At 47.6% G+C, this 23,897-nt stretch carries 17 protein-coding genes and 1 rRNA gene; 15 read left to right on the top strand and 3 right to left on the bottom strand.

From position 1 onward, the window contains the following. Positions 1–20: 20 nt before the first annotated feature. Positions 21–821, bottom strand: a complete 801-nt coding sequence (locus tag J2I46_RS16585; protein WP_207330177.1) for an MlaE family ABC transporter permease — start codon at positions 819–821, stop codon at positions 21–23. A gap of 254 nt (positions 822–1,075) precedes the next feature. Here J2I46_RS16585 and J2I46_RS16580 point away from each other — a divergent pair, with 254 nt between their 5' ends. The 7 genes from J2I46_RS16580 to J2I46_RS16550 all read left to right on the top strand — a co-directional run bounded on the left by J2I46_RS16580 (position 1,076) and on the right by J2I46_RS16550 (position 9,174). Continuing rightward, positions 1,076–2,008, top strand: a complete 933-nt coding sequence (locus tag J2I46_RS16580; protein WP_207330176.1) for a ring-cleaving dioxygenase — start codon at positions 1,076–1,078, stop codon at positions 2,006–2,008. 106 nt (positions 2,009–2,114) lie between these two features. Beyond that, on the top strand, positions 2,115–2,741 hold the full coding sequence (locus tag J2I46_RS16575; RefSeq protein ID WP_207330175.1) for an alpha/beta hydrolase: 627 nt from the start codon (positions 2,115–2,117) through the stop codon (positions 2,739–2,741). Positions 2,742–2,770: 29 nt separating this feature from the next. Next, positions 2,771–3,064, top strand: a complete 294-nt coding sequence (locus tag J2I46_RS16570) for a muconolactone Delta-isomerase family protein (protein ID WP_207330174.1) — start codon at positions 2,771–2,773, stop codon at positions 3,062–3,064. Between the two features lie 98 nt (positions 3,065–3,162). Beyond that, entirely contained in the window at positions 3,163–3,681 is a 519-nt protein-coding gene (locus J2I46_RS16565) for a guanyl-specific ribonuclease (RefSeq protein ID WP_207330173.1), read from the top strand. Positions 3,682–3,735: 54 nt separating this feature from the next. Beyond that, on the top strand, positions 3,736–4,179 hold the full coding sequence (locus J2I46_RS16560; RefSeq protein WP_207330172.1) for a barstar family protein: 444 nt from the start codon (positions 3,736–3,738) through the stop codon (positions 4,177–4,179). A 151-nt stretch (positions 4,180–4,330) separates the two neighbouring features. Continuing rightward, positions 4,331–7,762, top strand: coding sequence for a transcription-repair coupling factor (gene mfd, locus J2I46_RS16555; protein WP_207330171.1), 3,432 nt, complete (start codon positions 4,331–4,333; stop codon positions 7,760–7,762). Between the two features lie 137 nt (positions 7,763–7,899). Then, complete coding sequence (locus J2I46_RS16550; protein WP_207330170.1) at positions 7,900–9,174, top strand: SUMF1/EgtB/PvdO family nonheme iron enzyme; 1,275 nt, start codon at positions 7,900–7,902, stop codon at positions 9,172–9,174. A gap of 39 nt (positions 9,175–9,213) precedes the next feature. On the opposite strand, the gene J2I46_RS16545 is transcribed toward J2I46_RS16550, so the two are convergent. Continuing rightward, positions 9,214–9,915 (bottom strand): ComF family protein, encoded by a 702-nt coding sequence (locus tag J2I46_RS16545; RefSeq protein ID WP_207330169.1) that lies wholly within the window; start codon positions 9,913–9,915, stop codon positions 9,214–9,216. A gap of 132 nt (positions 9,916–10,047) precedes the next feature. Between J2I46_RS16545 and J2I46_RS16540 the strand changes: the two genes are divergently transcribed. The 6 genes from J2I46_RS16540 to J2I46_RS16515 all read left to right on the top strand — a co-directional run bounded on the left by J2I46_RS16540 (position 10,048) and on the right by J2I46_RS16515 (position 20,458). Continuing rightward, complete coding sequence (locus J2I46_RS16540; protein ID WP_207330168.1) at positions 10,048–10,407, top strand: hypothetical protein; 360 nt, start codon at positions 10,048–10,050, stop codon at positions 10,405–10,407. Between the two features lie 4 nt (positions 10,408–10,411). Continuing rightward, the gene (locus J2I46_RS16535) at positions 10,412–13,741 is read left to right on the top strand and encodes a DUF4175 family protein (protein WP_207330167.1); all 3,330 of its coding nucleotides are present in this window, start codon (positions 10,412–10,414) and stop codon (positions 13,739–13,741) included. Between the two features lie 62 nt (positions 13,742–13,803). Further along, positions 13,804–15,678, top strand: coding sequence for a tRNA uridine-5-carboxymethylaminomethyl(34) synthesis enzyme MnmG (gene mnmG / locus J2I46_RS16530; RefSeq protein WP_207330166.1), 1,875 nt, complete (start codon positions 13,804–13,806; stop codon positions 15,676–15,678). Between the two features lie 2 nt (positions 15,679–15,680). Continuing rightward, entirely contained in the window at positions 15,681–16,562 is an 882-nt protein-coding gene (locus J2I46_RS16525; protein WP_207330165.1) for a class I SAM-dependent methyltransferase, read from the top strand. 4 nt (positions 16,563–16,566) lie between these two features. Next, entirely contained in the window at positions 16,567–18,192 is a 1,626-nt protein-coding gene (locus tag J2I46_RS16520) for an Ig-like domain-containing protein (protein ID WP_207330164.1), read from the top strand. Positions 18,193–18,631: 439 nt separating this feature from the next. After that, on the top strand, positions 18,632–20,458 hold the full coding sequence (locus J2I46_RS16515) for a tetratricopeptide repeat protein (RefSeq protein WP_207330163.1): 1,827 nt from the start codon (positions 18,632–18,634) through the stop codon (positions 20,456–20,458). A gap of 81 nt (positions 20,459–20,539) precedes the next feature. Here the strand turns inward: J2I46_RS16515 and thrC are convergent, their stop codons facing one another. Continuing rightward, positions 20,540–21,844 (bottom strand): threonine synthase, encoded by a 1,305-nt coding sequence (thrC, locus tag J2I46_RS16510; RefSeq protein WP_207330162.1) that lies wholly within the window; start codon positions 21,842–21,844, stop codon positions 20,540–20,542. Positions 21,845–21,994: 150 nt separating this feature from the next. Here thrC and pruA point away from each other — a divergent pair, with 150 nt between their 5' ends. Beyond that, positions 21,995–23,626, top strand: coding sequence for an L-glutamate gamma-semialdehyde dehydrogenase (gene pruA / locus J2I46_RS16505; protein ID WP_207330161.1), 1,632 nt, complete (start codon positions 21,995–21,997; stop codon positions 23,624–23,626). A gap of 193 nt (positions 23,627–23,819) precedes the next feature. After that, positions 23,820–23,897 (top strand): 16S ribosomal RNA (locus J2I46_RS16500); the annotation flags it as partial.

Genomic DNA, 23,897 nt, shown 5'->3' with positions numbered 1-23,897 from the left:
GCTAAGTGGGGGATATTTGCCTACATATCCCGGATGGCTCCGACGATCTGTAGGGCGAGTAATTCTTCAACAAACACCAGGAACATTGAGGTAACTACCGAAGCGTTGGCCGCTTTACCAACGCCCTCCGTGCCCTTCGATGAGTTATATCCCTGATAGCACCCAACCATACCAATAGTGAAGCCAAACACAACTGACTTGATCACCGACGAGAAGATGTCGAGAAAGGTAATGGTGTTGAACACTTCACTGATGAACGACTGTAAGCTGGTTGCTTCGCTGCTACTCACGTTCAAAAATGAACCGAGTAGACCTACCGCAATAGCATACATTGTCAGCACTGGAATCATAAACGTAGTAGCCAATACGCGGCTGACTACCAGAAACTTAAACGGATTGGTAGCCGACACCTCCATAGCGTCGATCTGCTCGGTTACCCGCATGGAGCTTAATTCAGCACCAATATTTGAGCCTACCCGACCCGCCGCAATCAACGACGTAACCAACGGACCAATGGCCCGAACCAGCGCGATCGATACCAGCGAGGGTAGCCATGACGTAGCACCAAACTGTGATAGTGAAGGCCGCGATTGGTTGGTAAATACGATACCCGTGATAAAGCCTGTTAGCGAAATCAGCGGCAGTGAGCGTACCCCAACTTCATAACACTGCCGGATGATCTCACGCCCTTCATAAGGAGGCAGCACAACCTCACGGAAAAAGCGACCTATAAACGTAAATACGTTGTAGAGTGACAACAGTATATCGTCGAGGCGCTTACTCAGAAGCGGACGTTCAGTGGTTGGCGAAGGGGGATTCATTACTGTGATTGGTGGACAGTGATGTAGTGTCTTGAGTAGTAAACGTTTCAACAGGCTAGTGGTTTAAATAGCCTACGGTACGGGATAATGGGTACTCGACGTTGAACGTCGGGGTATTGGATGTAATCGATCATACCGTCTATCGCTGCTTATCATCCGGTGCCTAATTGTTGACATCCGTTTTCCGGATTGAACGAATTCCGTTTATTAAATGTATCAACATTAAATACAAGTGAAAATAAAAAAACTTAACCATGAGCACACTCATTAACGGCCTTCACCACGTAACCGCAATAGCTGGTGATACGCATCGCAACGTTGATTTCTACAGACATGTATTAGGGCTGAGGCTCTTGAAAAAAACCGTCAATTTCGACGCGCCGGATGTGTATCATCTGTATTACGGCGACGAGACAGGCTCACCTGGCAGCATTTACACGTCTTTTCCTTACGGCAATATCCCACGCGGTCGGAAAGGAGTAGGGCAGCTGACCTACACGGCATTCTCAGTACCCGTAGCCGGGATGAGTTTTTGGCTTGATCGGTTGCATGAGTTCCAGATTGCCTACGCCGGGCCCAATAAACGCTTCGACGAAATGTATGTTCGTTTCGAAGATTACGACGGCATGGGCATTGAATTGGTCTTCACTGATGCCGACAACCGTCCAGGCTACAGTAATGGTCAGATAACGCCCGAGAACGCTATCCGTGGCTTTCACACGGTCACGCTGGAGCAGCTAAAACCAGAACGAACTGTGGAGCTTCTGACGGGCGTTATGCAACATCGGTTGGTGGCTGAAGAATCCGGCCTATTTCGCTACGAAGCTGGCGTAGGCGGGTCGGGCAGGTACGTTGATATTCATGTGTCGCCTAATCCGGTTCGGGCGTTGCAGGGCGCGGGTTCAGTCCACCACGTGGCTTTTTCAACAGATACAGATGAGACACAGCTGATCATTCAACAGCAACTGGCCGAAGCCGGTTATCAGGTAACGCCCGTTCAGGATCGTAACTACTTTCACAGCATCTATTTCCGCGAACCTGGGGGCGTTCTGTTCGAAGTAGCTACCAACCCGCCCGGATTTGCCATTGATGAAGCACCTGAGTCGCTGGGTACGTCTTTGATGCTGCCTCCACAGTACGAAGCACGCCGGGCTCAGTTGGAGAAAGTTCTGCCGGAAATCAACTAAACCAGTTCTCGGTCTTGTGTTCTCTGTTGCGCTGCTATACCACGATAGGTCCTGAGAGGCTGCGCAACAGAGGACAGAAGACCGAAGACAGAGAACATTTTCTACGATGATTCACAACCCAAACAATATCCTCACCGCCGGGGTAGCACTGGAAGAGGCAAAGCGCGTCATGATTATGGTGCATGGCCGCGGTAGTTCGGCGCGCGATATTCTGTCGCTGACTCAATACCTGAATGCCAACGATATGGCCTTTGTGGCACCGCAGGCAACCGATGGTACCTGGTATCCGTACTCGTTTTTACAGCCTACCGAACGAAACGAACCCTACCTGTCGTCGGCGTTGACTACGCTGGAAATGGTCAGAGCGCGATTGCAGGCTGATTTTAACGTGAAGACCACGCAGCTGTACTGGCTTGGTTTTTCGCAGGGAGCTTGTCTGACGCTTGAATTCCTGGCACGCAATCCGGCGGTTTATGGCGGCATTTTCGGACTAAGCGGCGGGTTGATTGGCCCGGATACGACACCTCGTGATTATCCGGGTACGTTTGCCGGAACGCCGGTTGTGCTGGGTTGCAGCGAGCCGGACTCACATATTCCGAAGGCGCGTGTTTTGGAGACGGATACTGTTCTGACTCGGATGGGTGCTAATGTTCTGACACGAATCTACCCAAATGGTGGGCATACAATTAACGAAGATGAGTTATCTTTGGTTAATACCGTACTGGCCGGGTAATCTGGCCGAGCAATTAACTACTAGTCGATATGAGTCAATTCATGGTCGAGTTTTCGCTGGCCAACATGGACGCCGCCTTTATGGCCAAAGTTCCGGAGCAACGGGCTAAAATCAATGAGCTGATGGAGCAGGGGCACATTCTGTCTTACTCGCTCGCCGCTGATCGGTCTAAATTATGGTGCATCGTCAACGCTGACTCGGAACTGGATGTGCTGGAAACGATTGCTGGCTTTCCGCTGATCGACTACATGAAGCCAGAAATTTCTGAGTTGATGTTCAATAACGTTGTTTCACTGCGAGTACCCATGTTCTCGCTGAACTAACCCTATTAGCGCTGAAACGATCAGCCGCTGTGACTGAAGCTTCGGTAGTTGTATCTCGTCATTACACTACCGAAGCTTCAGCTTCGTTGCTACCACCAATGCCCCACTTCCTCCATCGCTATTTCTTTTTCGTTTGCCTTTTTCTGGGTACGTCTCTCTTACTTGATTGCCAGCCTAAGGCACAGGATAATCAAGAAACGGCGCATCAACAGACACGCAAGAAAAAGCACCGGAATCGTCACCACGATCGCGCTGAGCAACAGCGTGACAATCAGCAGCAACGTACCCGGAACTATCAATCCGATCATTCATCGCAACAACATGCTGGTATACGTACCCAAACGGGCTCGATTCCGCAGAAGGTCTACGATGTACTAACGTATGTTCGGGCTAACAAACGTGCTATGGATGGGTACGTTGGTGGCCGACGTTTCGGAAATTATGAAAACCACCTGCCTCGGTCTGATACCGACGGCAAATCCATTCAATACCAGGAATGGGATGTCAATCCGAAAATTCAGGGTAAAAACCGGGGTACCGAACGACTGATAACCGGTTCAGACGGCCGGGCGTGGTATACAACTGATCATTACAATACATTCACAGAGGTAAACTAAGCCTAGTTTCGGCGTGCCACCGCAATCAGGCTCAGTTCCTACCTATCCTTTACTATGGCTGCTAACTTCATTCTTTCTTCATCAGAACCAGCGCTGGCCGAGCGTTTTCCCGATCATTTCGTTGCCCACATTGATGGGAGCAAGGCCCGCACGCTACGTCAGTTCTATGATCAGATCGCCGACGTGCTCGAGTTTCCTGATTTTGGCAACAACCTCGACGCGCTAAACGACGCGCTGAATGATTTGCAATGGCTCGAAGACGAGAAGATTGTGCTTTACTTCACAAACACCGACCAACTGATCAGTCAGGAGCGTGACCCGAAGAAAATTGCTTCGCTTCTGGCCATTCTGGAAGCAACCGCCGAAGATTGGAAATGGATGGCCGACGATGAAACCGATATGGCCGACAAGAAAGAATTCTCTGTTGTTTTCGAGACCAGCCCCCGCATTCAGTCATTGATGGAACAAGAAGGAATTGCGTTTGAAACGGTTGGCTAACTGCTGCTACTTATTACCTCGTTTTTCGGGCAAAATCGACCCTCTGCAGGGTCTGTGTTGCAACAAATCAACGTCGTTCGCTGTTGTTTTTATGCCGCCGGGTTTAATCGCCCGGCGGCTTTTCGTGTTCCCGCAGACCTGATTTTACGCTTTGACAACGACTGCTCTTTTATCGCTTTACGCCGACGATCCGTTCATAAACATCCTGGCGCAACCGCTGCTTAATCGCAGCAAAACAGACCCTACTCGCATTCAGGTGAAGGGTATTACGGGAAGTCTCGACGCTGTGCTGGCCGCTTCATTAACGAAGCAAACCGGTGGCAATCACCTCTTCGTACTGACTGATAAAGAAGAGGCTTCCTACTTCTTCAACGACCTGCAAAACCTGCTTGGCATCTCCGAACGCTCGGATCGTGATCGCGCTGATAGCTCTCAGGCTAAGGGAGCAGCTGACACACCAGGGAACGTCTTGTTGTTTCCGATGTCGTATAAGAAGCCTTATCAGTACGAAGAGGTTGAAAATGCGAATGTGTTGATGCGGGCTGAAGTGCTGAACCGGGTGAACCTTGGCAACAAACAGAGCAATTTACTTATAACGTACCCGGAAGCGATATTTGAGAAGGTGATCAACCGCCGTTCGCTGAAAGCCAATACGTTAGCCGTTCGGGTGGGGGATCGCCTCGATACGAATTTTATTTCTGAAATGCTCCAGAATTATGAATTCGAGAAAACTGACTTCGTCTATGAAGCCGGTCAATTTTCTGTTCGTGGTGGCATCATCGATGTGTTTTCGTTTGCGTCTGAATTTCCATACCGCATTGAGTTGTTTGGCGATGAAGTTGAAAGCCTGCGTCACTTCAACCCGGAAACTCAGCTGTCGACCGATCGCCTCGATCTGATCAGTATCATTCCAAATGTGCAAACGCGCCTGACGCAGGAAACCCGCGAATCGTTTCTGGAATTTCTGCCCAAGGATACCTTCCTGTGGTTTAAAGACATTGAGTTTGCCCTTGAAATTATCGAGAAGTGTTTTGAGCGGGCTGAGCAGAGTCTGGCCCAGGTAGTAGGCGCGGGCGGCAACATTCAGGTAGTTGATGACCCTGAAACGTTGTTCGAAACACGCCGCGCTTTTCTGAATCAGGTGAAAGGATTCACAACTGTTGAGTTTGGCCGGAAATTTTACTTCAAATCAGAGAACAAGCTGGCATACCCGTCGAAACCACAACCGTCGTTCAATAAAGATTTTAAACGCGTTGCCGACGCGTTGAATGACTACCAAAGCAAGGGGTTTACCAACATCCTGATTGCGGAGTCGTTCAAGCAGCTCGAACGATTGAAAACGATTTTCGATGAAGTTGATCCCTTCCTGAAATTTCAGACTCTGCAGATGGGTATGAAGGAAGGCTTCATCGACGAAACCCTGAAAGTTGCCTGCTTCACCGATCATCAGATTTTCGACCGGTATTTTAAGTATCGGGTACGTGATAAGTTTAGTAAGTCGAAAGCATTGACGCTTCGCGAGTTAAAAACGCTTCAACCCGGCGACTACGTGACGCACGTCGATCATGGCATCGGGCGGTTCGCCGGCATGGAACGCGTTGACCACGGGGGTAACGAGCAGGAAGCGATTCGACTCATTTACCGCGACAATGATATTCTGCTGGTAAGCATTCACTCACTCCACAAAATCTCTAAGTATAGTGGGAAGGAGGGAGGACCGCCAACGATGAGCAAACTCGGCTCGCAGGAGTGGGATCTGAAAAAATCGAAAGTTCGCAAGCAGGTCAAGGATATTGCCCGCGAGTTGATCGCTTTGTACGCAAAAAGGCGAAATGCACCTGGCTATCGGTTCTCCGACGATTCTTTTTTACAAGCTGAATTGGAATCATCGTTTATTTATGAAGATACCCCCGATCAGGCCAAAGCAACAGCCGACGTTAAGAACGACATGGAGAAGCCACACCCGATGGATCGGCTCGTTTGTGGCGACGTTGGTTTCGGCAAAACGGAGGTAGCTATTCGGGCGGCGTTCAAAGCGGTGACGGATAATAAACAGGTGGCCATTCTGGTACCGACTACTATTCTGGCCATGCAGCATTACCACACCTTTAAAGATCGGCTCGCTAATTTTCCGGTGAAGGTTGGGTACATCAACCGGTTCAAGACCTCGGCTCAGATTAAAGAAACGCTTCGTCAGGCTGCTTCGGGTGAGTTGGGAATTCTGATCGGAACTCATCGGATCGTGAACAAAGACGTTAAGTTCAAAGACCTCGGCTTGTTGATTATCGACGAAGAACAGAAGTTTGGCGTAAAGACGAAAGATCGTTTGAAAGAGATGCGCGTGGAGGTCGACGTACTGACGTTGACCGCTACGCCCATTCCGCGTACGCTTCATTTCTCGTTGATGGGCGCTCGAGACCTGTCGGTCATTGCCACGCCGCCGCCCAACCGGCAGCCCGTTACAACGGAGACTCATCCCTTCAGCGATACGCTCGTTCGCGATGCGGTTAGCTATGAGCTTCGCCGGGGCGGTCAGGTCTTCTTTGTGCACAATCGGGTGAGCGATATCGAGTCGATGGGCAACATGATCAAGCGACTTGTTCCCGATGCGCGTATCGGCGTAGCGCACGGACAGATGGAAGGCGACCGGTTGGAGAAGGTCATGACGCGATTTATCGAAGGCGAAACGGATGTGCTCGTGTCAACGAACATCATTGAGTCGGGTCTGGATATTTCTAACGCCAACACCATTCTCATCAATCAGGCGCAGAACTTTGGCTTATCTGATGTACACCAAATGCGCGGTCGGGTAGGGCGATCAAACAAAAAAGCATTCTGCTATCTGCTTACGCCACCGGCATCCGTGCTCTCATCTGATGCCCGTAAGCGCCTGCAAACGCTGGAGGATTTCTCTGACCTTGGTGAAGGCTTCAAGATCGCTATGCGCGATCTCGACATTCGGGGAGCGGGTAATCTGCTGGGTGCCGAACAGAGTGGCTTTGTGAATGACCTGGGTTACGAAATGTATCACCAGATTCTGGATGAAGCTGTACAGGAACTACGCGAAACGGAGTTCAAAGAATTGTTCATGGATACGCCCGACGTCTTTAAGCCACTTTTGCCAGATACCGTCATAGAAACTGATCTGGAAGTGTTGATTCCTGAATCATATGTGACGAACATCTCCGAGCGCCTATCTTTGTACACCCGGTTAGATAGTATCGAGAATAAGATTGAACTTCAGGCGTTTAAGAAGGAGGTGTCAGATCGTTTCGGGCCTGTTCCTCGGGGCGTTGAGAATTTGTTCAAAATGGTAGCCGTTCGCTGGAAAGCGGAAGAACTACACCTTGAAAAACTGACACTTAAGAATACGATTTTGAAGGGAACCTTCGTTTCTTCCGAGAAAGACAGTAAAGCCGATAGCTTCTTTTCATCAGACCGCTTTGGCAAGGTAATTGACTACATCAAGGCGCACCCAAAAGAGTGTTCGCTTAAGGACGTCAAAAACCGACTGATCTTTACTCATCAGAATGTAACGAACATCGACCAGATGGACAAGATTCTTGAAAAACTGACTGAGTAGAGACAAAATTTAAAGACCAGAAATGCATGATAGTTAGATACATGACGCAAGACATTGAGCTTTTATCCGTTTAACTCTTGCTTGTAGTTTCTTTACGTCCTGCTACTATAGTTAAAGCCTGCACACAATACACAACAATGATTCAGAAGTATCACCTGAAACACGCGGCTCTCGTGCTTCTCGCTACGGCAGCCATGGCGGCCTGTAAGACCAAACACCCGACGAGCGTAAAGCCGGGTAAAACCAGTACAGCAACGGGCATTGCCTATAACCAGAAGGAAGGGTTTCAGGTAAAGAAATTTGCCGGACCTAAAGCTGGACCGAACCTTGTTTACATTGAAGGTGGCCGCTTTACACTTGGCGCGCTGGAGGAAGACGTGGTGAACTCGCGCGATAACCGCGAACGCACTGTGTCTATTCAGTCGTTCTACATGGACGAGACGGAGATTGCTAACATTCACTACCTCGAATACCTCGACGCCATTCGTCGGGACTCATCGGAGGAAGTCTATACTCGTGCGTTGCCCGACACGACCGTTTGGGCAAACCCACTGTCATTCAACGATGCTTATGTAACCCAGTATCTGCGCTTCCCTGGCTATCGGTATTATCCAGTAGTAGGTGTATCGTGGGTACAGGCTAATGACTATTCGGTTTGGCGGACTGATGCTGTCAATGCTGAACTGTACAAAAATGGCAGTGGTAAAGCTAAAAAGAGCGGTAAAGGCTTCTCGTTGAAGCGTAAATCAAAAGCAGCCGATCCAGCGGCTGAAACCGTTCAAGGCGCAGAAACGGCTACGGCTGCAGCAAAACCAAGCTTAGAAAGTGGCCTTATTCTTCCAGACTACCGGATTCCAACCGAGGCAGAGTGGGAGTATGCAGCCAAAGCACTTATCGGTACGCAGTATGTAGACGAGAACCAGTCGAATCAACGGATTTACCCTTGGGACGGTTCGTCAGTTCGTAACCCTAAAAAGGGCCGTAAGCAGGGCCAGATGCTGGCTAACTTTAAACGGGGTCGTGGCGACTACGCTGGTATTGCCGGCCGTTCGAATGACGGTGCCATCATCACGCAACAGATTTATGCTTATCCCGCCAACGATTTCGGCCTTTATAACATGGCTGGTAACGTAAACGAGTGGGTATATGACGTATATCGTCCGCTTACCTTCCAGGTTGAAAATGACCTGAACCCAATTCGTCGTAACGGATATCTTGATGACGCCAAGAACTACGACAACAAGGGTAATAACTCAATTATTAACGATAAGCTTCGCGTTTACAAAGGCGGATCATGGAGCGATGTGGCGTATTGGTTAGCGCCAGGTACCCGCCGGTTCATGGATCAGGATTCAGCCACAGCGACTATCGGTTTCCGTTGTGCCATGACTGGTGTAGGCTTCAACAAATAAGCTGTACAACCTACTTCTTTTTCGCTTAGCGGCCACTCGTCATCGGGTGGCCGCTATTGTTATAATACCCACCGTGGCTGCGCCAGCTTCGCGTAATTGAACGATACAGGCTTCTAACGTAGCTCCGGTAGTCAAGACGTCGTCTACAATGATTACGTGTTGCCCGCGAACAACGAGCGGTTTCGTAACCCGGAATACATTGGCAACGTTTTTCCAGCGCTCTATTCGGTTCTTGCGCGTCTGTGAAGAAATAAATTGGGTACGTTCCATAACATCAGGCCGACTCACAATTCCCATACTCAACGATAATCCCTCAGCAATCCATTCGCTCTGATTATAACCCCGTTGCTGCCGTCGTAGTGAATGGATCGGAACAGGGATAAGCATATCTGCCCTCATTGGCATTCCTTTTAACTCAGCCAGTTCCTGCCCACACCACTTGCCCAGTTGCAGACCCAGATCGCGTTTGCCCCGGTATTTCATCTGGTGAATCAATCGTTGAACTATGCTTTTCTTCATGAAGTAGGCGTAAGCATATACATAATCGACCTGGGTACGTCCCCCGAATTTATTGAGCAGCACTGATTGTTCTTCACCTGTGTTGATGTGGGGTAATTGCATCCGGCAGGTCGAGCACAGCCCTTTCTCTTCACCGTATAGCATCGTCTGACAGCCTGCGCACAATGTAGGATAGAAGAGATAAATAAGGTTCTCGAAAGCCGATCGAATAAACGTAAGCATCCTCATTCAGCGTTTTATAGATACACGCTAACTATATCAGTTATTGCAGCTTATAAATAGGTTTTAGCCGTCTTAGCCCTATTCTGCTTTACAGGAATTCGCGTAATTTTAATAAATCATTATCAACTTGTTATGCATACCAGTACAGCTTCATCTATCCTCGATGATAAATGGGAAAACTTACTCGACACGCTCGAACAGATCGTTGGCAAACGGCCCTCAGATCTGAACGGCGTGTTGTTCCTGATTGGTATGCAAGAGTTGGGGCGGGGGCCTAAGCGCTATTCGAAAGAGCAGAAGCAGGATCTCCTGCATGTTGCCGTCTGCACTGTTCTTAGCCAATCAGGTTATTATATTTCTTCAGGTTTGGATAAAGATAACTGGCCCCAATTCGACCTTTTAAAACCGTTGCCTTCTGGCGACATTCTTGCTCAGGAAGACTTATTGAAATCACACGTATTGCTCTATTTCGACTCGATGCTCAACAGCTAAACTCATGGTCACTCAATCTTCTTTTTCCGCATTAACGCAGCAGATCGACGAATACAAACGCCGGTACTTCCAGAATCAGCTGATTAAAGGTTCATTGCTCTTCCTGGGCATTCTTCTGGCAACGTACCTGCTGTTGAATATTGTCGAGTATTATGGCCGGTTCAGCACGCCTGTGCGTGCCTTCATGCTGTTTAGCTATGTGGGGCTATTTCTGGCTGGTATGTATGGCTACGTACTGAAGCCGCTAATGGGCTTATACGGTCTTCGTAAACCAATTTCCGATGAAGTGGCAGCCGAGCAAATTGGCCAGTTCTTCCCCGAGATAGGGGATAAGCTGTTGAACACGCTTCAGCTTCGGAACCTGACGAACGCACAGAGCGATTTGCTGAAAGCAAGTATTGAGCAACGCTCAAGCCAATTGCTGATCACCCGTTTTTCATCGGCGATCCAGTTGAATAAAAACCGGCGCTTTATCAAATACGCGCTTATTCCAGCTTCAGTGATTGGTGGTATCCTGCTGTTGTACCCGGCGTTTTTTACCAAAAGCTCGTCTCGAATCGTTCAGTTCGATAAAGAATTTGTTGAGGAAGCTCCCTTTCGGTTTGTACTCGATTCGAAGCGTCTGGAAGCTTTTCGCAACGAAGATTTTACACTTAAGCTCCATCTTGAAGGGGATGCCGTTCCCGATGCCGTGTATCTCGTTTTGAACGACACGCGCTTCAAGCTCGAAAACGTGGGCAAAAACGCTTATGCCTACACGTTCGATAACGTACAGCGCGACCTTGATTTTCAAGTTTCAGCGGCGGGTTTCAATTCGCAGACATATCAACTCGAATTACTTGACCGGCCTTCGGTACTTTCGTTTGATGTATCGTTAACGTACCCAGCCTACCTGGGAAAGCCCGCAGAGCAACTGTCAAACGTTGGAAATTTGCTGGTACCCGAAGGCACATCTATACAGTGGAAATTCCTGGCCGATCATGCCGATTCGCTGGCAGTTCAGTTTGCGCCGGGCGGTACCGTACGGGCCTCTCAGGTTGAAGATAACGCGTTCGGTTTATCGCATCGGGCAACGCAGTCAGGTACGTATTCACTAAACCTGATGAACCGCCACGCCCGAAATGGGGGAGACCTGACTTACTCTATCCAAGTCATTCCTGACCGATTTCCTCAGATTAATCTCCAGAAAACGCAAGACTCTGTCACCTACAATTACATCGGCCTTTATGGCTTGATAACGGATGATTATGGCTTTTCAAACCTAAAACTGGTTGCCACAGTCACCCGGGCTGATAAGGCTACGAAACAATCGTTCACGCGGTCTATTCCAATTACCACCTCGACTACATCTCAGAACTACGTGTATAACTGGAGCCTTGATAGCCTTAAGCTTCAACCCAATGATAAGCTGGATTATTACGTTCAGGTAGCCGATAATGATGGCGTTCACGGCCCTAAAACAACCCGCTCTTCTGTAATGACGTTTGCTGTTCCTTCGCTTGATGAGCTGCAGAAGCAGGTGGAAGAATCGGCAGATAAAACTGAACAGCAGATGGACGAAGCGATGAAAACAGCGCAGGCCATCAAGAAAGAATTAACTCAGTTAGAAGAACGGATGCGCACGAAAAAGTCATCCGATTTTCAGGACAAGAAGCAACTCCAGGACATTTTGCAAAAACGGGATGAGTTGATGAACGAGATTGAGAAGTTGCAGGAGCAGTTTAAGAAAACGAACGATACCCAGCAGCGCATGAACCCGCAGCAACAGGAAGCGATGAAGCAGAAACTGGAGCAGCTTCAAAAGCTATTTGATCAGATGCAGGACCCGGAATCGAAAAAGCTATATGAAGAGTTGAAGCAAATGATGGAGAAAAAGCAGGACGAGCGTGCGTCTGAGCTGATGAATAAACTGAATCGGAAAGAGCGTAATCTGGAGAAAGAGCTTGATCGAGCTTTAAAAATGTTTAAGCAGATGCAGCAGGATCAGAAGGCCGAGAACGCCATCAAAGAGTTGGAGAAGCAGGCTGAACAACAGGAAAAGCTGGCTGAGAAGAATGAAAAAGAAGACGCCAAGAAAGACCCTGCCGCCCTAGAGAAACAAAAAGAAGAGCAGAAGAAAGCAGAAGAAGACTTCAAGAAGCTTCAGGAACAACTAGATAAGTTGAAGCAGGAAGCTGAGAAAGATAAGCTTTCATCTCCTGATCCACAGAAAGAGGAGCAGCAGGAGATCGAGAAGCAGATGGATGAGTCAAAGAAAGAACTTGATAAGAAGGAACAAAAGAACGCAGCCAAGTCTCAGAAGAAAACGGCAAAATCAATGCGTAACATGGCGAAGTCGATGGAAGAGTCGATGGAAGGTCAGGATATGAAGAGCATGAGCGAGAACCTTGATGACCTCCGGAATCTGCTTGATAATCTGATCACGCTATCTTTTACCCAAGAGCGATTGATGCGCGACTTCAGAAGCATGAGCCTTCAGGATCCACGAGTGATTAAATTGTCTCAGGAGCAGATTCGTCTTCAGGATAATGCGAAGGTTCTTGAAGATAGTCTTAATTCGCTCGCCTCTCGGGAACCTCAAATTCAGCCCTTCGTGACTCGTGAGCTAACGAATATGCGGTATTACATGGATGAGAGTTCACGGTTTTTGAAAGAGCGTAGACTCAGTATGGCATCTGCCCGTCAGCAATCGTCTATGACTTCCATCAATAATCTGTCGCTTATGCTTAATGATGCTTTCAAACAAATGCAGGCACAGATGAACGCTATGGCGATGCCTGGTTCAGGGAAGAGTAAGGGGAAGAGCAAGGGTGATCAGCCATCGCCGGGCATTGGTGAAAAGCAACAACAATTGAATGAGCGTATTCAGCAACTCTCTCAGGGAGGAAAGCAAGGGCGTGCTTTGTCGGAAGAGCTTTCTCGTTTAGCTGCTGAACAGGGCGTACTTCGCGACATGCTTAAGGAGCTTCAGGATAAAGCGAAAGGCACTGAAGCAGGTAAACAACAAGCCGAGCAGGTTCAGGATTTGATGAAGAAGATGGATGAAACAGAGACGGATCTTGTTAATAAGCGCCTTAACCCGGTTGTTAATAACCGTCAGAAAGACATTCTAACTCGTTTATTAGAATCAGAGAAAGCACTTCGCCAACAGGAGGAAGATCCTAAGCGGCAAGGCGAAGCAGCGAAGCAGCATGCAGTTAGTCAACCCACGTTTATCGTTCCCGATTCGCAGAGTCGATCACGCCAGGTTGAAGCACTGCGAACTGTTTCGCCCGCTTATAACTTATTCTACAAGCGTGAGTCGAATCGTTATTTGCAGAAGCTTACGAAGTAATTGAACTGGCTTTCCATGTTTTTGTGAAAGTTTCCACGTGGAACATTTTTAAATTTTCACCAATGTTTAATGAATATGATGTTATCGTAGTAGGTGCAGGGCATGCAGGTTGTGAAGCCGCACATGCAGCCGGAACAATGGGTTCCAGTGTCTTGCTCATCACGATGAACATGCAAACAATTGCCCAAATGTCGTGCAACCCAGCGATGGGCGGCGTTGCGAAAGGGCAGATTGTTCGTGAAATAGATGCTTTAGGTGGACAATCTGGGATCATCAGTGATAAAACGATGATTCAATTTCGGATGTTGAACCGATCGAAAGGTCCAGCTATGTGGAGCCCTCGATGCCAAAGTGACCGTCAATTATTTGCTCAGGAATGGCGGGATACCCTCGAGAGGAACCCAAACGTTGACTTCTGGCAGGATACCGTCGACGCAGTTATCGTAAAAGATGGCCGTGTGACAGGCGTGAAAACAGCCATGGGGGTAGAAGTTCGGGCTAAATCTGTTGTACTAACAAACGGTACATTCCTGAACGGGCGTCTTTTTATTGGCGAGAAAACATTCGGTGGTGGACGAACCGGCGAACGTTCAGCCACGGGACTAACGGAACAGTTGATCAGTTTAGGTTTTGAATCGGGCCGAATGAAGACAGGTACGCCTCCGCGCGTAGATGGACGAAGCCTCGATTATTCAAAAATGGAAGAACAGCTTGGCGACGAAAGTCCAGGCAAATTTTCATACACAAATACGCCTTCCTTAACTAAACAACGATCGTGTTGGATTACTTATACCGATGAGGCTGTACACGATATCTTAAAGGAAGGCTTCGAACGGTCACCAATGTTTACGGGCAGAATCAAAGGGTTAGGCCCACGATACTGCCCGTCGATTGAAGACAAGATCAACCGATTTGCAGACAAAGACCGACATCAGATATTTGTGGAGCCTGAGGGTTGGAACACAGTAGAGGTGTACGTTAATGGCTTTTCGACATCGTTACCCGAAGACATACAGTACAGAGCGTTAACCAGAATTGCGGGTTTCGAAAAGGCGAAAATGTTCCGGCCCGGTTATGCGGTTGAGTATGATTTCTTTCCACCAACGCAATTAAAGCAAACGCTGGAGACGCAGTTGATAGCCAACTTATTCTTTGCAGGGCAGATCAACGGAACAACTGGATACGAAGAAGCCGCCTGTCAGGGACTAATGGCGGGCATCAACGCCCATCGTAATTCGCACGAATTGGCACCGTTCACGATCAGTAGATCAGAAGGATATATTGGTGTGCTAATCGATGACCTGATTACGAAAGGGACCGAAGAGCCGTACCGGATGTTTACGTCGCGGGCCGAGTTTAGAACGTTACTCCGGCAGGATAACGCTGATCTTCGGTTAACAGAAAAAGGATATGAAATCGGTTTAGCCGACGACGATCGGTTGCAATCTATGCGGCTAAAGAAAGCTGGAATAGAACAATTGACCACTATTTTCCGACGAGCGAAACTCCGTCCAGAAGACGTAAACGATTGGCTTATCGCCCGGAACTCTGCTCCTTTGCGTGAAAAATCGATCGTGTTAAGCTTAATCAAACGGCCGGAAATTGACGCTGTAGATGTTAGGCAATTGCTTGAACTGATAGGCGCATCGGGTGAATTTGTCCCTGCTTCATTCAGTAATGAAACGCTAGAGCAAGCAGTAATCGAGATCAAATACGACGATTACCTAAGCCGTGAACGGCAGAACGCTGAGAAGTTGACTAAGTGGGAATCGCTAGAGATCACACCTATGTTCGACTTCGATAAAGTGAAAGCACTGTCGTTCGAAGGGCGGGAAAAGCTTAAGAAACTTCGACCTAGAACCATTGGTCAGGCAACACGGATAAGCGGCGTAAGCCCATCCGACATTTCTATTTTGTTAGTTTACATGGGTCGCTAATCGTGGAAGAATTACAGGAATGTCCGGCATGTACAGGTACGTTGTTTACATCGTACCTGACCTGTCAGGATCAGTTAGTCAGCCAAAAACAGTTTGCCATTCAGCAGTGTGATCAGTGCCAGTTGTTCTTTACAAATCCTCGTCCCACTGTCGAAACAATCGGATCATACTATAAATCTGATACCTATATCTCCCATGATGACACAAAGAAGGGAGTAATCGACACCATCTATCGAACCGTTCGCTCCTATGCATTAAGCCAGAAAGAAAGCTGGATCCGATCAATGAACGGTGGGGTAGGGGCACTCCTTGACTACGGATGTGGCACAGGAGCGTTCATAAAAGAATGTCAGGAGAAAGGCTGGGCAATTACTGGCTTCGAACCTGACCCGGATGCTCGGCGGCTTGCCGGCGAACGGGTCAGCCAAAAAATCTTAAAAGACAATGACGAGATAAAGAGTCTGGCTCAACTTGACGTTATTACGTTATGGCATGTGTTGGAACATGTGGCTGATCTGAAACAGACGCTGAGCATGCTGACTGAAAAACTTAAAACAGGAGGACATCTCGTAATTGCAGTACCCAACCCTGCTTCGAAAGATGCGGCTATGTATGGTCCGAATTGGGCCGCTTACGACGTACCCAGACATTTATATCACTTCACGCCAACTGTTTTGACAGCTCTAATTGAAACGTACGGTCTAAAACTCCAAAAGCGCTTACCCATGCGTTTCGATGCGTATTATATTGCCATGCTCAGTACGAAGCATCGGGACGGAAAAATCAATTATCTCGAAAGCGTAATGAACGGTATGCGGTCCAATAATGCCGCCAGCAAAACAGGCAATTATTCAAGCCTCACCTATGTATTCAGGAAACTCTAATAAAATGAAATCAAACGCTTACCGAACGCCCTCTTTGTGGGGCGTTTTCTTATTGCTGTGTATCGCCATTTTTGCCAGCAATTGCGCGCAGATTGCCCAGCCACCCGGTGGCAAGAAAGATACATTAGCCCCGAAGCTGATCGATAGCAATCCGAAAATGCGGGCTAAGAATGTGAAACCCAAGCAGGTTGAACTCTTCTTCAATGAATACATTAACGCTGAAAATCTGCCGCAAAAAACAATTATCACACCCGGAAGTGGCATAACGTTCGACTACAGGGCGAAGCCAACAAGTGTAGTATTGATCTTCAACGAACCTTTGAAGGATAGTACAACGTATACGATCAGTTTCACAGATGGAATTAAAGATGCCAGTGAGCGAAACGTAGCAACGAATTTGAAGCTGGTGTTTAGTACAGGAAATCAATTAGACTCCCTGAGTTTGAGTGGTACTGTCTCAAACGTAACAACAGGAACCACTGTTGAAGGGGCACTAGTCGGGTTGTATGCACCACGTGACACACTTGATGCACAACGAAATAAGCCCGTTTATTACACAAAAACCGACACATCGGGACGATTTATAATCGAAAACGTTAAAGCCGGTGAATACGACGTTTTATCATTTACAGACAAGAATAACAATTTCCTGTTCAATCCGAATGGCGAAGATATTGGCTTCCTTAAGCAACGGGTTAAGCTTGATAAATCGGTAAATGGACTAGCTATAGAGCTCTTCGATCAGAACACAACCCCCATACGGATACAACGAACCGACTCAAGATCGGACAGCTATACGCTGAATTTAAACAAAGGAATAGAGTCCTATAGTGTTAAATTCCGGGATACCAAGGATAGTTTACCATCCACTCAGCCGGCAATCAATCAAATCAAGTTCTTTCGAACGAAGGAAACAACAGATACCTTATCAATTTTGCTGACGGCTGTTGACTCGTTGGGCCTGTCGAACACGCTCAGACACACGATCAATTTCCGGCAGAAAAGCAAACGGGAAAAACCAGAAGAATTCACATATAGACCCGACCCAGTCCCAAACGAAGCTGTAGAGCCAAACTTTACATGGAAGCTCCTGTTCAATAAGCCAATAGGGAAGGTAAATGAGAAACGCATTCAATTCTCAATCGATAGTCTTTCATCTGCCGATCTTAGTTCATTTACATCCACCACTGGGAAGCAGCAGACAGAATTATCTACCAGAGTAATGACTAAGGCTCGCAAGTTCATCAGGATCAAGTTGAATAAGGATGCATTCGAGAGCATGTTGGGCGATACCATTACGGCTACAACAATTACGTACCCAATTCTTGACCCTGAGAATTTCGGTGTGCTGCGTGGCAGAATCACTACAAAAGAGCCCAATTATATATTGGAACTGATTGATGACAGAAAGGCTGTAATACAGCGGCTTAAGAACGTACCTGTTTACGAATTGAAAAACATTAAGCCAGGAAAATACAGATTACGGCTAATCATCGATACGAATAACAACGGAGTTTGGAATACTGGGCGGTATGAACAACGTGTTGCGGCCGAACCAATTGTGTATTATCCGGGCGTCATCCTGATTAAGCAGAACTTTGAGTCCGATGATATCAATTTATCGTATTAGAAAAGGTCAATGAAAACTATATTTTTCGCCAGTTTCTTGTGGAGAATGGAGTGGAAAACGTACATGAAAATGTGGATAACAGTATATAGTGAGAAACCGTAATGTGGATGAAAGAAGCGTTCTTCACAATTCGTTGTTATCCACAGCAGATAGTGTGTAGAACGGCCCGGTTATGAACGGCTCCCGAACAAGTTATAAGTCTACAGAAATGTGGACAGACCTAATCCACAAATGAACCCTGGCTAATTGTGGGAAATGTTGATAACTTGTAGGGAAGCGTTAAACGAACGTCAGGAACGCCAAAATAGCATGGATAACCTCGTGGATAACCTTAACATCTTATTCACACTTGGCATAGATTTTAGTGGAGAACCATGTTGTTCACTTATGCACAGGTATAATAGAGACATTAAAAAGGTTTAGAAACCAAAACTATAAAATGAAAAATAGGGCTTGTGGAAAGATTTTGCTGGGGTTCCTGCTTTTGGTCAGCCAGCTATCGTGGGGTCAATCTGAGCAGGACTTGGCTGACGAGTACTTCAAAAATGGAGAATTCGAAAAAGCTGCCGCAGAATATGGAAAACAAGTTCGAAAGAATGAAGAAAATGGCGGGCCAGCCTGGCAGACAGTGTACAGGTACGTTGTTAGTCTGAAAAAATCCAAAAAAGCAGACGAGGCCGATCGGCAACTGAAGAGGTGGGCCAAGGCAGAGGGCAATCTAAAAACATATGCCCTGCTATTAATCGGACAGAATGCCCAAGAAGCAGGTGATACCCTAACTGCAAAGAAACAATTCAGTCAGGTGTATGAGGCGTCGAAGAGCGATCCAATGAAGATTGCCCGTGTTGGCGAGTTATTTGAGGAAATAAGTTCGTCAGATTGGGCCATTCAGGCTTACCAGAGGGGCCAACAGCTTACAGAAGATCCAACCTTCCACGCGGAGGATTTAGCCACCTTATACCGCGGCAAAGGAGATACCAGACGGTGGATAGAAACGCTACTACCGTTATCGCAGAAACCAGACCAGCGTGAGCGCGTCCAAGGCGCTTATCAGGCACTTATCAACACGAAAGAGGAGGCATTGTTGGAAACTGTGCTCTACGAGCGTGTGCAGAAAGAACCCGAGTCGATCGCTACCAACGAAATGCTGACCTGGTACTATCTCCAGAAGCAAAAATTCAGTCGGGCGTTATTACAAGAGAAGGCAATGGACAAACGCCTCAAACTATCAGGTGCAAAAGTGTTTGAACTGGCCCAACTGGCAATGACAAACCGGGAGTATAAGACTGCTATCGACTCATACGAGTACATCATTCAAACTTATCCACAAGGAACGTTCTACCCCTACGCCCGACGGATGATAATCAATGCCCGGGAAGAACAGGTGAAGAATGTGTATCCAATCGAAAAGGCTGAGATCAGGAAACTCATCTACGATTACCAACGCGTGTTGAGCGATGTTGGGATTACACCCAAAACGCTGGATGCCCTCCGTAATTCGGCAAACCTCTACGCCAACTACCTGGATGAGAAAGATTCAGCACTGGTTATGCTGGATAAAGCGATCACAATGGGGAAAAGTGATCCACTATTTGTGGATAAGTGTAAATTGGATAAAGGGGATGTGTATCTCCTAAAAAACGAACCCTGGGAATCGACCCTGCTTTATTCACAAGTGGAGAAGTCACAGAAGGATGATTTGCTGGGTTACGAGGCAAAACTGAAGAACGCCAAGTTACACTATTACCGGGGTGATTTCACGTTGGCAAAAGGCGTTCTGGACGTGCTGAAAATGGCCACAACGCGTGAAATAGCCAACGACGCCGAACAGCTAAGTATGCTTATTCTGGATAACACCGGTCTGGATAGTACTGAAGCGGCAATGAAGGAATATTCGGCTATTGATCTGCTGCTGTTCCAGAACAAGCTTGACGAGGCTACCAGCCAGATCAATGGCATGCTGAAAAAGTACGAAAAGCATACGCTGGCAGATGAGTTAATCTGGCTTCAATCGAAGATCTACATGAAAGAGGGGAAGATCGACGAGGCAATTGCCAACTTGAAAACGATTGTTGATAAATACCCATTAGACATATTAGGCGACGATGCGCTATATGAAATGGCTAAACTTACCGATGAGCGTAAAAAGAACACCGTAGAGGCATTAAAGCTGTATCAACAGTTCCTGACAACGTACCCAGGCAGTTTATTCGCTGCAGATGCCCGCAAACGCCTCCGTCAGCTGCGTGGTGATCAGATCAACTAGGAATTTGAATTAAAGAAAATAGCAACGGGCCGACTCTTCATATCGAAGGACCGGCCCGTTGCTGTTTGTGTATAAATAATCCTAAGCTAGCTCAAGCAAGGACTCTTTAAAAGCAGCGAACGTACCTGGAATGGCAATAGCATGTTTCTCGCGTTGAGCCAGTACGGCTAAGCGCTCAGGTACGTCGACAGAATGGCCAAAGATAGTGTCCACAACTGGGCTGAATTTGGCTGGATGAGCAGTTGCCAACGCTATACCGCAGTTATCCACATGCAATTGTTGATAACTTTCTAGGCCAAGCAGACCAACTGCTGTATGTGGGCAGGCGATATAATTATATCTGTCGCGTAACTTTATCATCTCATCAACTGTCTGATCATCAGTAAAGTAAACGCCAGAAACAAGGCTACTCAGTTGATCAAAGTCTTCTTCGAAAAGACGTTGAAGTCGCACAAAATTGCTTGGATTCCCAACGTCCATCGCATTCGAAAGCGTAGCCAACGATGCCATAGGGGCATACTGTCCAGAGGAAAGATAATCGGGAACAACCTTGTTCAAATTAGTCGCTGCAACAAACGCCTGAACGGGTAACCCCATACGCCAGGCCAACACACCTGCGCTCAAATTGCCGAAGTTTCCACTAGGCGTAGAGAAGACAGCCGGCGCATGATCAGCCTGTAGTTGAGCAAGCGCCCGGAAGTAGTAAAAGCTCTGTGGGATAAGGCGGAAAATATTGATCGAATTGGCAGAGGAGAGTGAAAATGCTTTGGTAAGGTCATTATCCAGAAAAGCAGCTTTAACCATCGCCTGACAGTCATCAAAAGACCCGTCGACCTCAAACGCGTGAATATTGCCGCCCAGTGTTGTTAACTGCTTTTCCTGAAGCTGACTAACCCGGCCTTTCGGATACAGAATGGATACCCGCACGCCAGGAACGTTATGGAAACCCATCGCAACAGCCCCACCTGTATCACCAGACGTGGCAACCAGAATATGAACCTCGCGAGACTGTGTAGCTGAATAAATGGACATCAGGCCCGCCATGAAGCGTGCCCCAACATCTTTAAAAGCTAAAGAGGGCCCGTGGAAAAGCTCAAGAACATATTTCCGACCAGCTTCGAGTTCGACTAGGGGGGTGTCAAAAGGGAAAGCATACGTAACCAGTTCTTCGATCTGAGCAGGAGTAAGATCATCATGTAGCCAGAGCTTGGTCAGCTTATACGCAATTTCGGCCAGCGACTGGTTGGTGATACCATCTATAAATCCGTCCGGTAACTGTGGAATAGAGGTAGGCATGTAGAGGCCTTTATCCTGGGGAAGACTATTAAACAGCGCTTCCTGAAGAGAGACAACGTTGGCCGAATTATTTGTACTGTAAAAGGTCATGAGCAGCGAGTAGCAAGAAAGTGGTTGCAAGTTAGGAGTAAAGCCCCTGAAACTGAAAGCGAAAATCAGTCTAGCTTCATCATACCGAGTTATGAGAGAACGCTTACAGGGTAGCTATTTGTTAAGTTTGTAGGAGACAAACTAAAAACGATGATAAACGGAATTACGGGTGTACCCCAGCCCCAGAACGAACCGGTAAAAGAATATCGGGTTGGCTCACCAGAGCGTAAAGCCCTTCAGGACGCCTTGAAAGCGGCAAAATCGGAAGAGCAGGATCTGCCCATGTGCATCAACGGGAAGGCGGTATTCGGTAGCAACAAGGTGCGGGTTTCGCCTCCACACGAGCACGCACACACCTTGGGCTATATACATGAAGGTGATGCATCCCATGTGCGACAGGCAATAGACGCTGCCTTACAAGTTCGCGAAAACTGGTCATCAATGCCTTGGGAACAGCGGGCCAGTATATTTCTAAAAGCTGCTGATCTGCTTGCCGGTCCTTATCGGGCAAAAATCAATGCCGCAACAATGTTGGGCCAGTCGAAAAACGCGTATCAGGCCGAAATCGACTCAGCCTGTGAATTCATCGACTTCCTGCGGTTCAACGTCCATTATATGACCGAGATCTATTCGCAGCAACCCTACTCACCACCGGGGGTATGGAATAGACTGGAATACAGAGCGTTGGAAGGATTTGTATTCGCACTAACACCATTCAACTTCACCGCCATTGCCGGAAACTTACCTACATCGGCCGCTCTGATGGGAAATGTAGTTGTCTGGAAACCGGCCTACACACAAGCGTATTCAGCCCAGGTGATCATGGAAGTGTTGCAGAAAAGCGGCTTACCAGATGGCGTTATCAACCTGATCTATGTTGATGGCCCTGAAGCTGGTGAGGTGATCTTCCAACATCCCAACTTTGCCGGAATTCACTTCACAGGAAGCACCGGCGTTTTCCAGACTATTTGGAAATCAATCGGTGAAAACATAAGTAACTACAAGACGTACCCGAGAATTGTAGGGGAGACGGGTGGTAAAGACTATATCCTGGTTCATAACACAGCCGATGTCACAGAGTCTGTTGTGGCTATGATTCGGGGTGCGTTCGAATATCAGGGGCAGAAATGTTCGGCAGCCTCCAGAGCCTACGTACCTGCCAGCTTGTGGCCAGCAATTAAAGAACAGTTGCAGGAAGAACTCGCCAAACAGACTATGGGAAGCGTAGAAGACTTCAGCAACCTCTTCAATGCGGTCATCGATGCGAAGTCGTTTAAAAAGATCACGAGCTACATCGAAAAAGCCAAAGCCGATGGACAAACGATTGTAGCGGGGGGGAATTACAGTGACGAGATAGGCTACTTTGTTGAACCAACCGTAATTGAAGTAAGCGACCCGAAATATCAAACCATGTGTGATGAGTTGTTCGGGCCTGTACTATCAGTCTACGTATACGACGATGCGAAGCTAGATGAAGTAGTAGACCTGATCGATACTACGTCACCGTACGCGTTGACGGGTGCAATTCTGGCCAAAGACCGGAATGTGATTACGGAGCTAACTACAAAGCTGGTGAACACAGCCGGCAACTTTTACATCAACGATAAGCCAACTGGAGCCGTCGTTGGGCAGCAGCCTTTCGGTGGTGCTCGGGCTTCCGGCACCAATGACAAGGCTGGATCAGCGGTTAATTTGATGAGATGGGTATCGATGCGAACAATAAAAGAAACCTTAGTTTCCCCACGTTCAGTGAGTTACCCATTTATGGAAAAAGATTTTTAAATTATTTTCAGTCTAGGGCTTGCGTAAAGCTAAATGTCGCCCTACCTTTGCAGTCCCAAATCGATAGAAACAGCGCACAACGGTGAGCGAGTTTATCAAACAGGGATCAGTTCTTTGGCGTATTGGCAGAATAGTAAAGCACAAATCGTGCTAAAAACATAGTAGTTACTTTCGAGTAGCTACGCACATATTTACGATGGAGAGTTTGATCCTGGCTCAGGATGAACGCTAGCGGCAGGCCTAATACATGCAAGTCGGACGGGCAGCAATG

The sequence above is a fragment of the Fibrella forsythiae genome (assembly GCF_017353175.1).
GTDB lineage: Bacteria > Bacteroidota > Bacteroidia > Cytophagales > Spirosomataceae > Fibrella > Fibrella forsythiae.
This window is presented reverse-complemented; position numbering and strand designations above follow the sequence as displayed.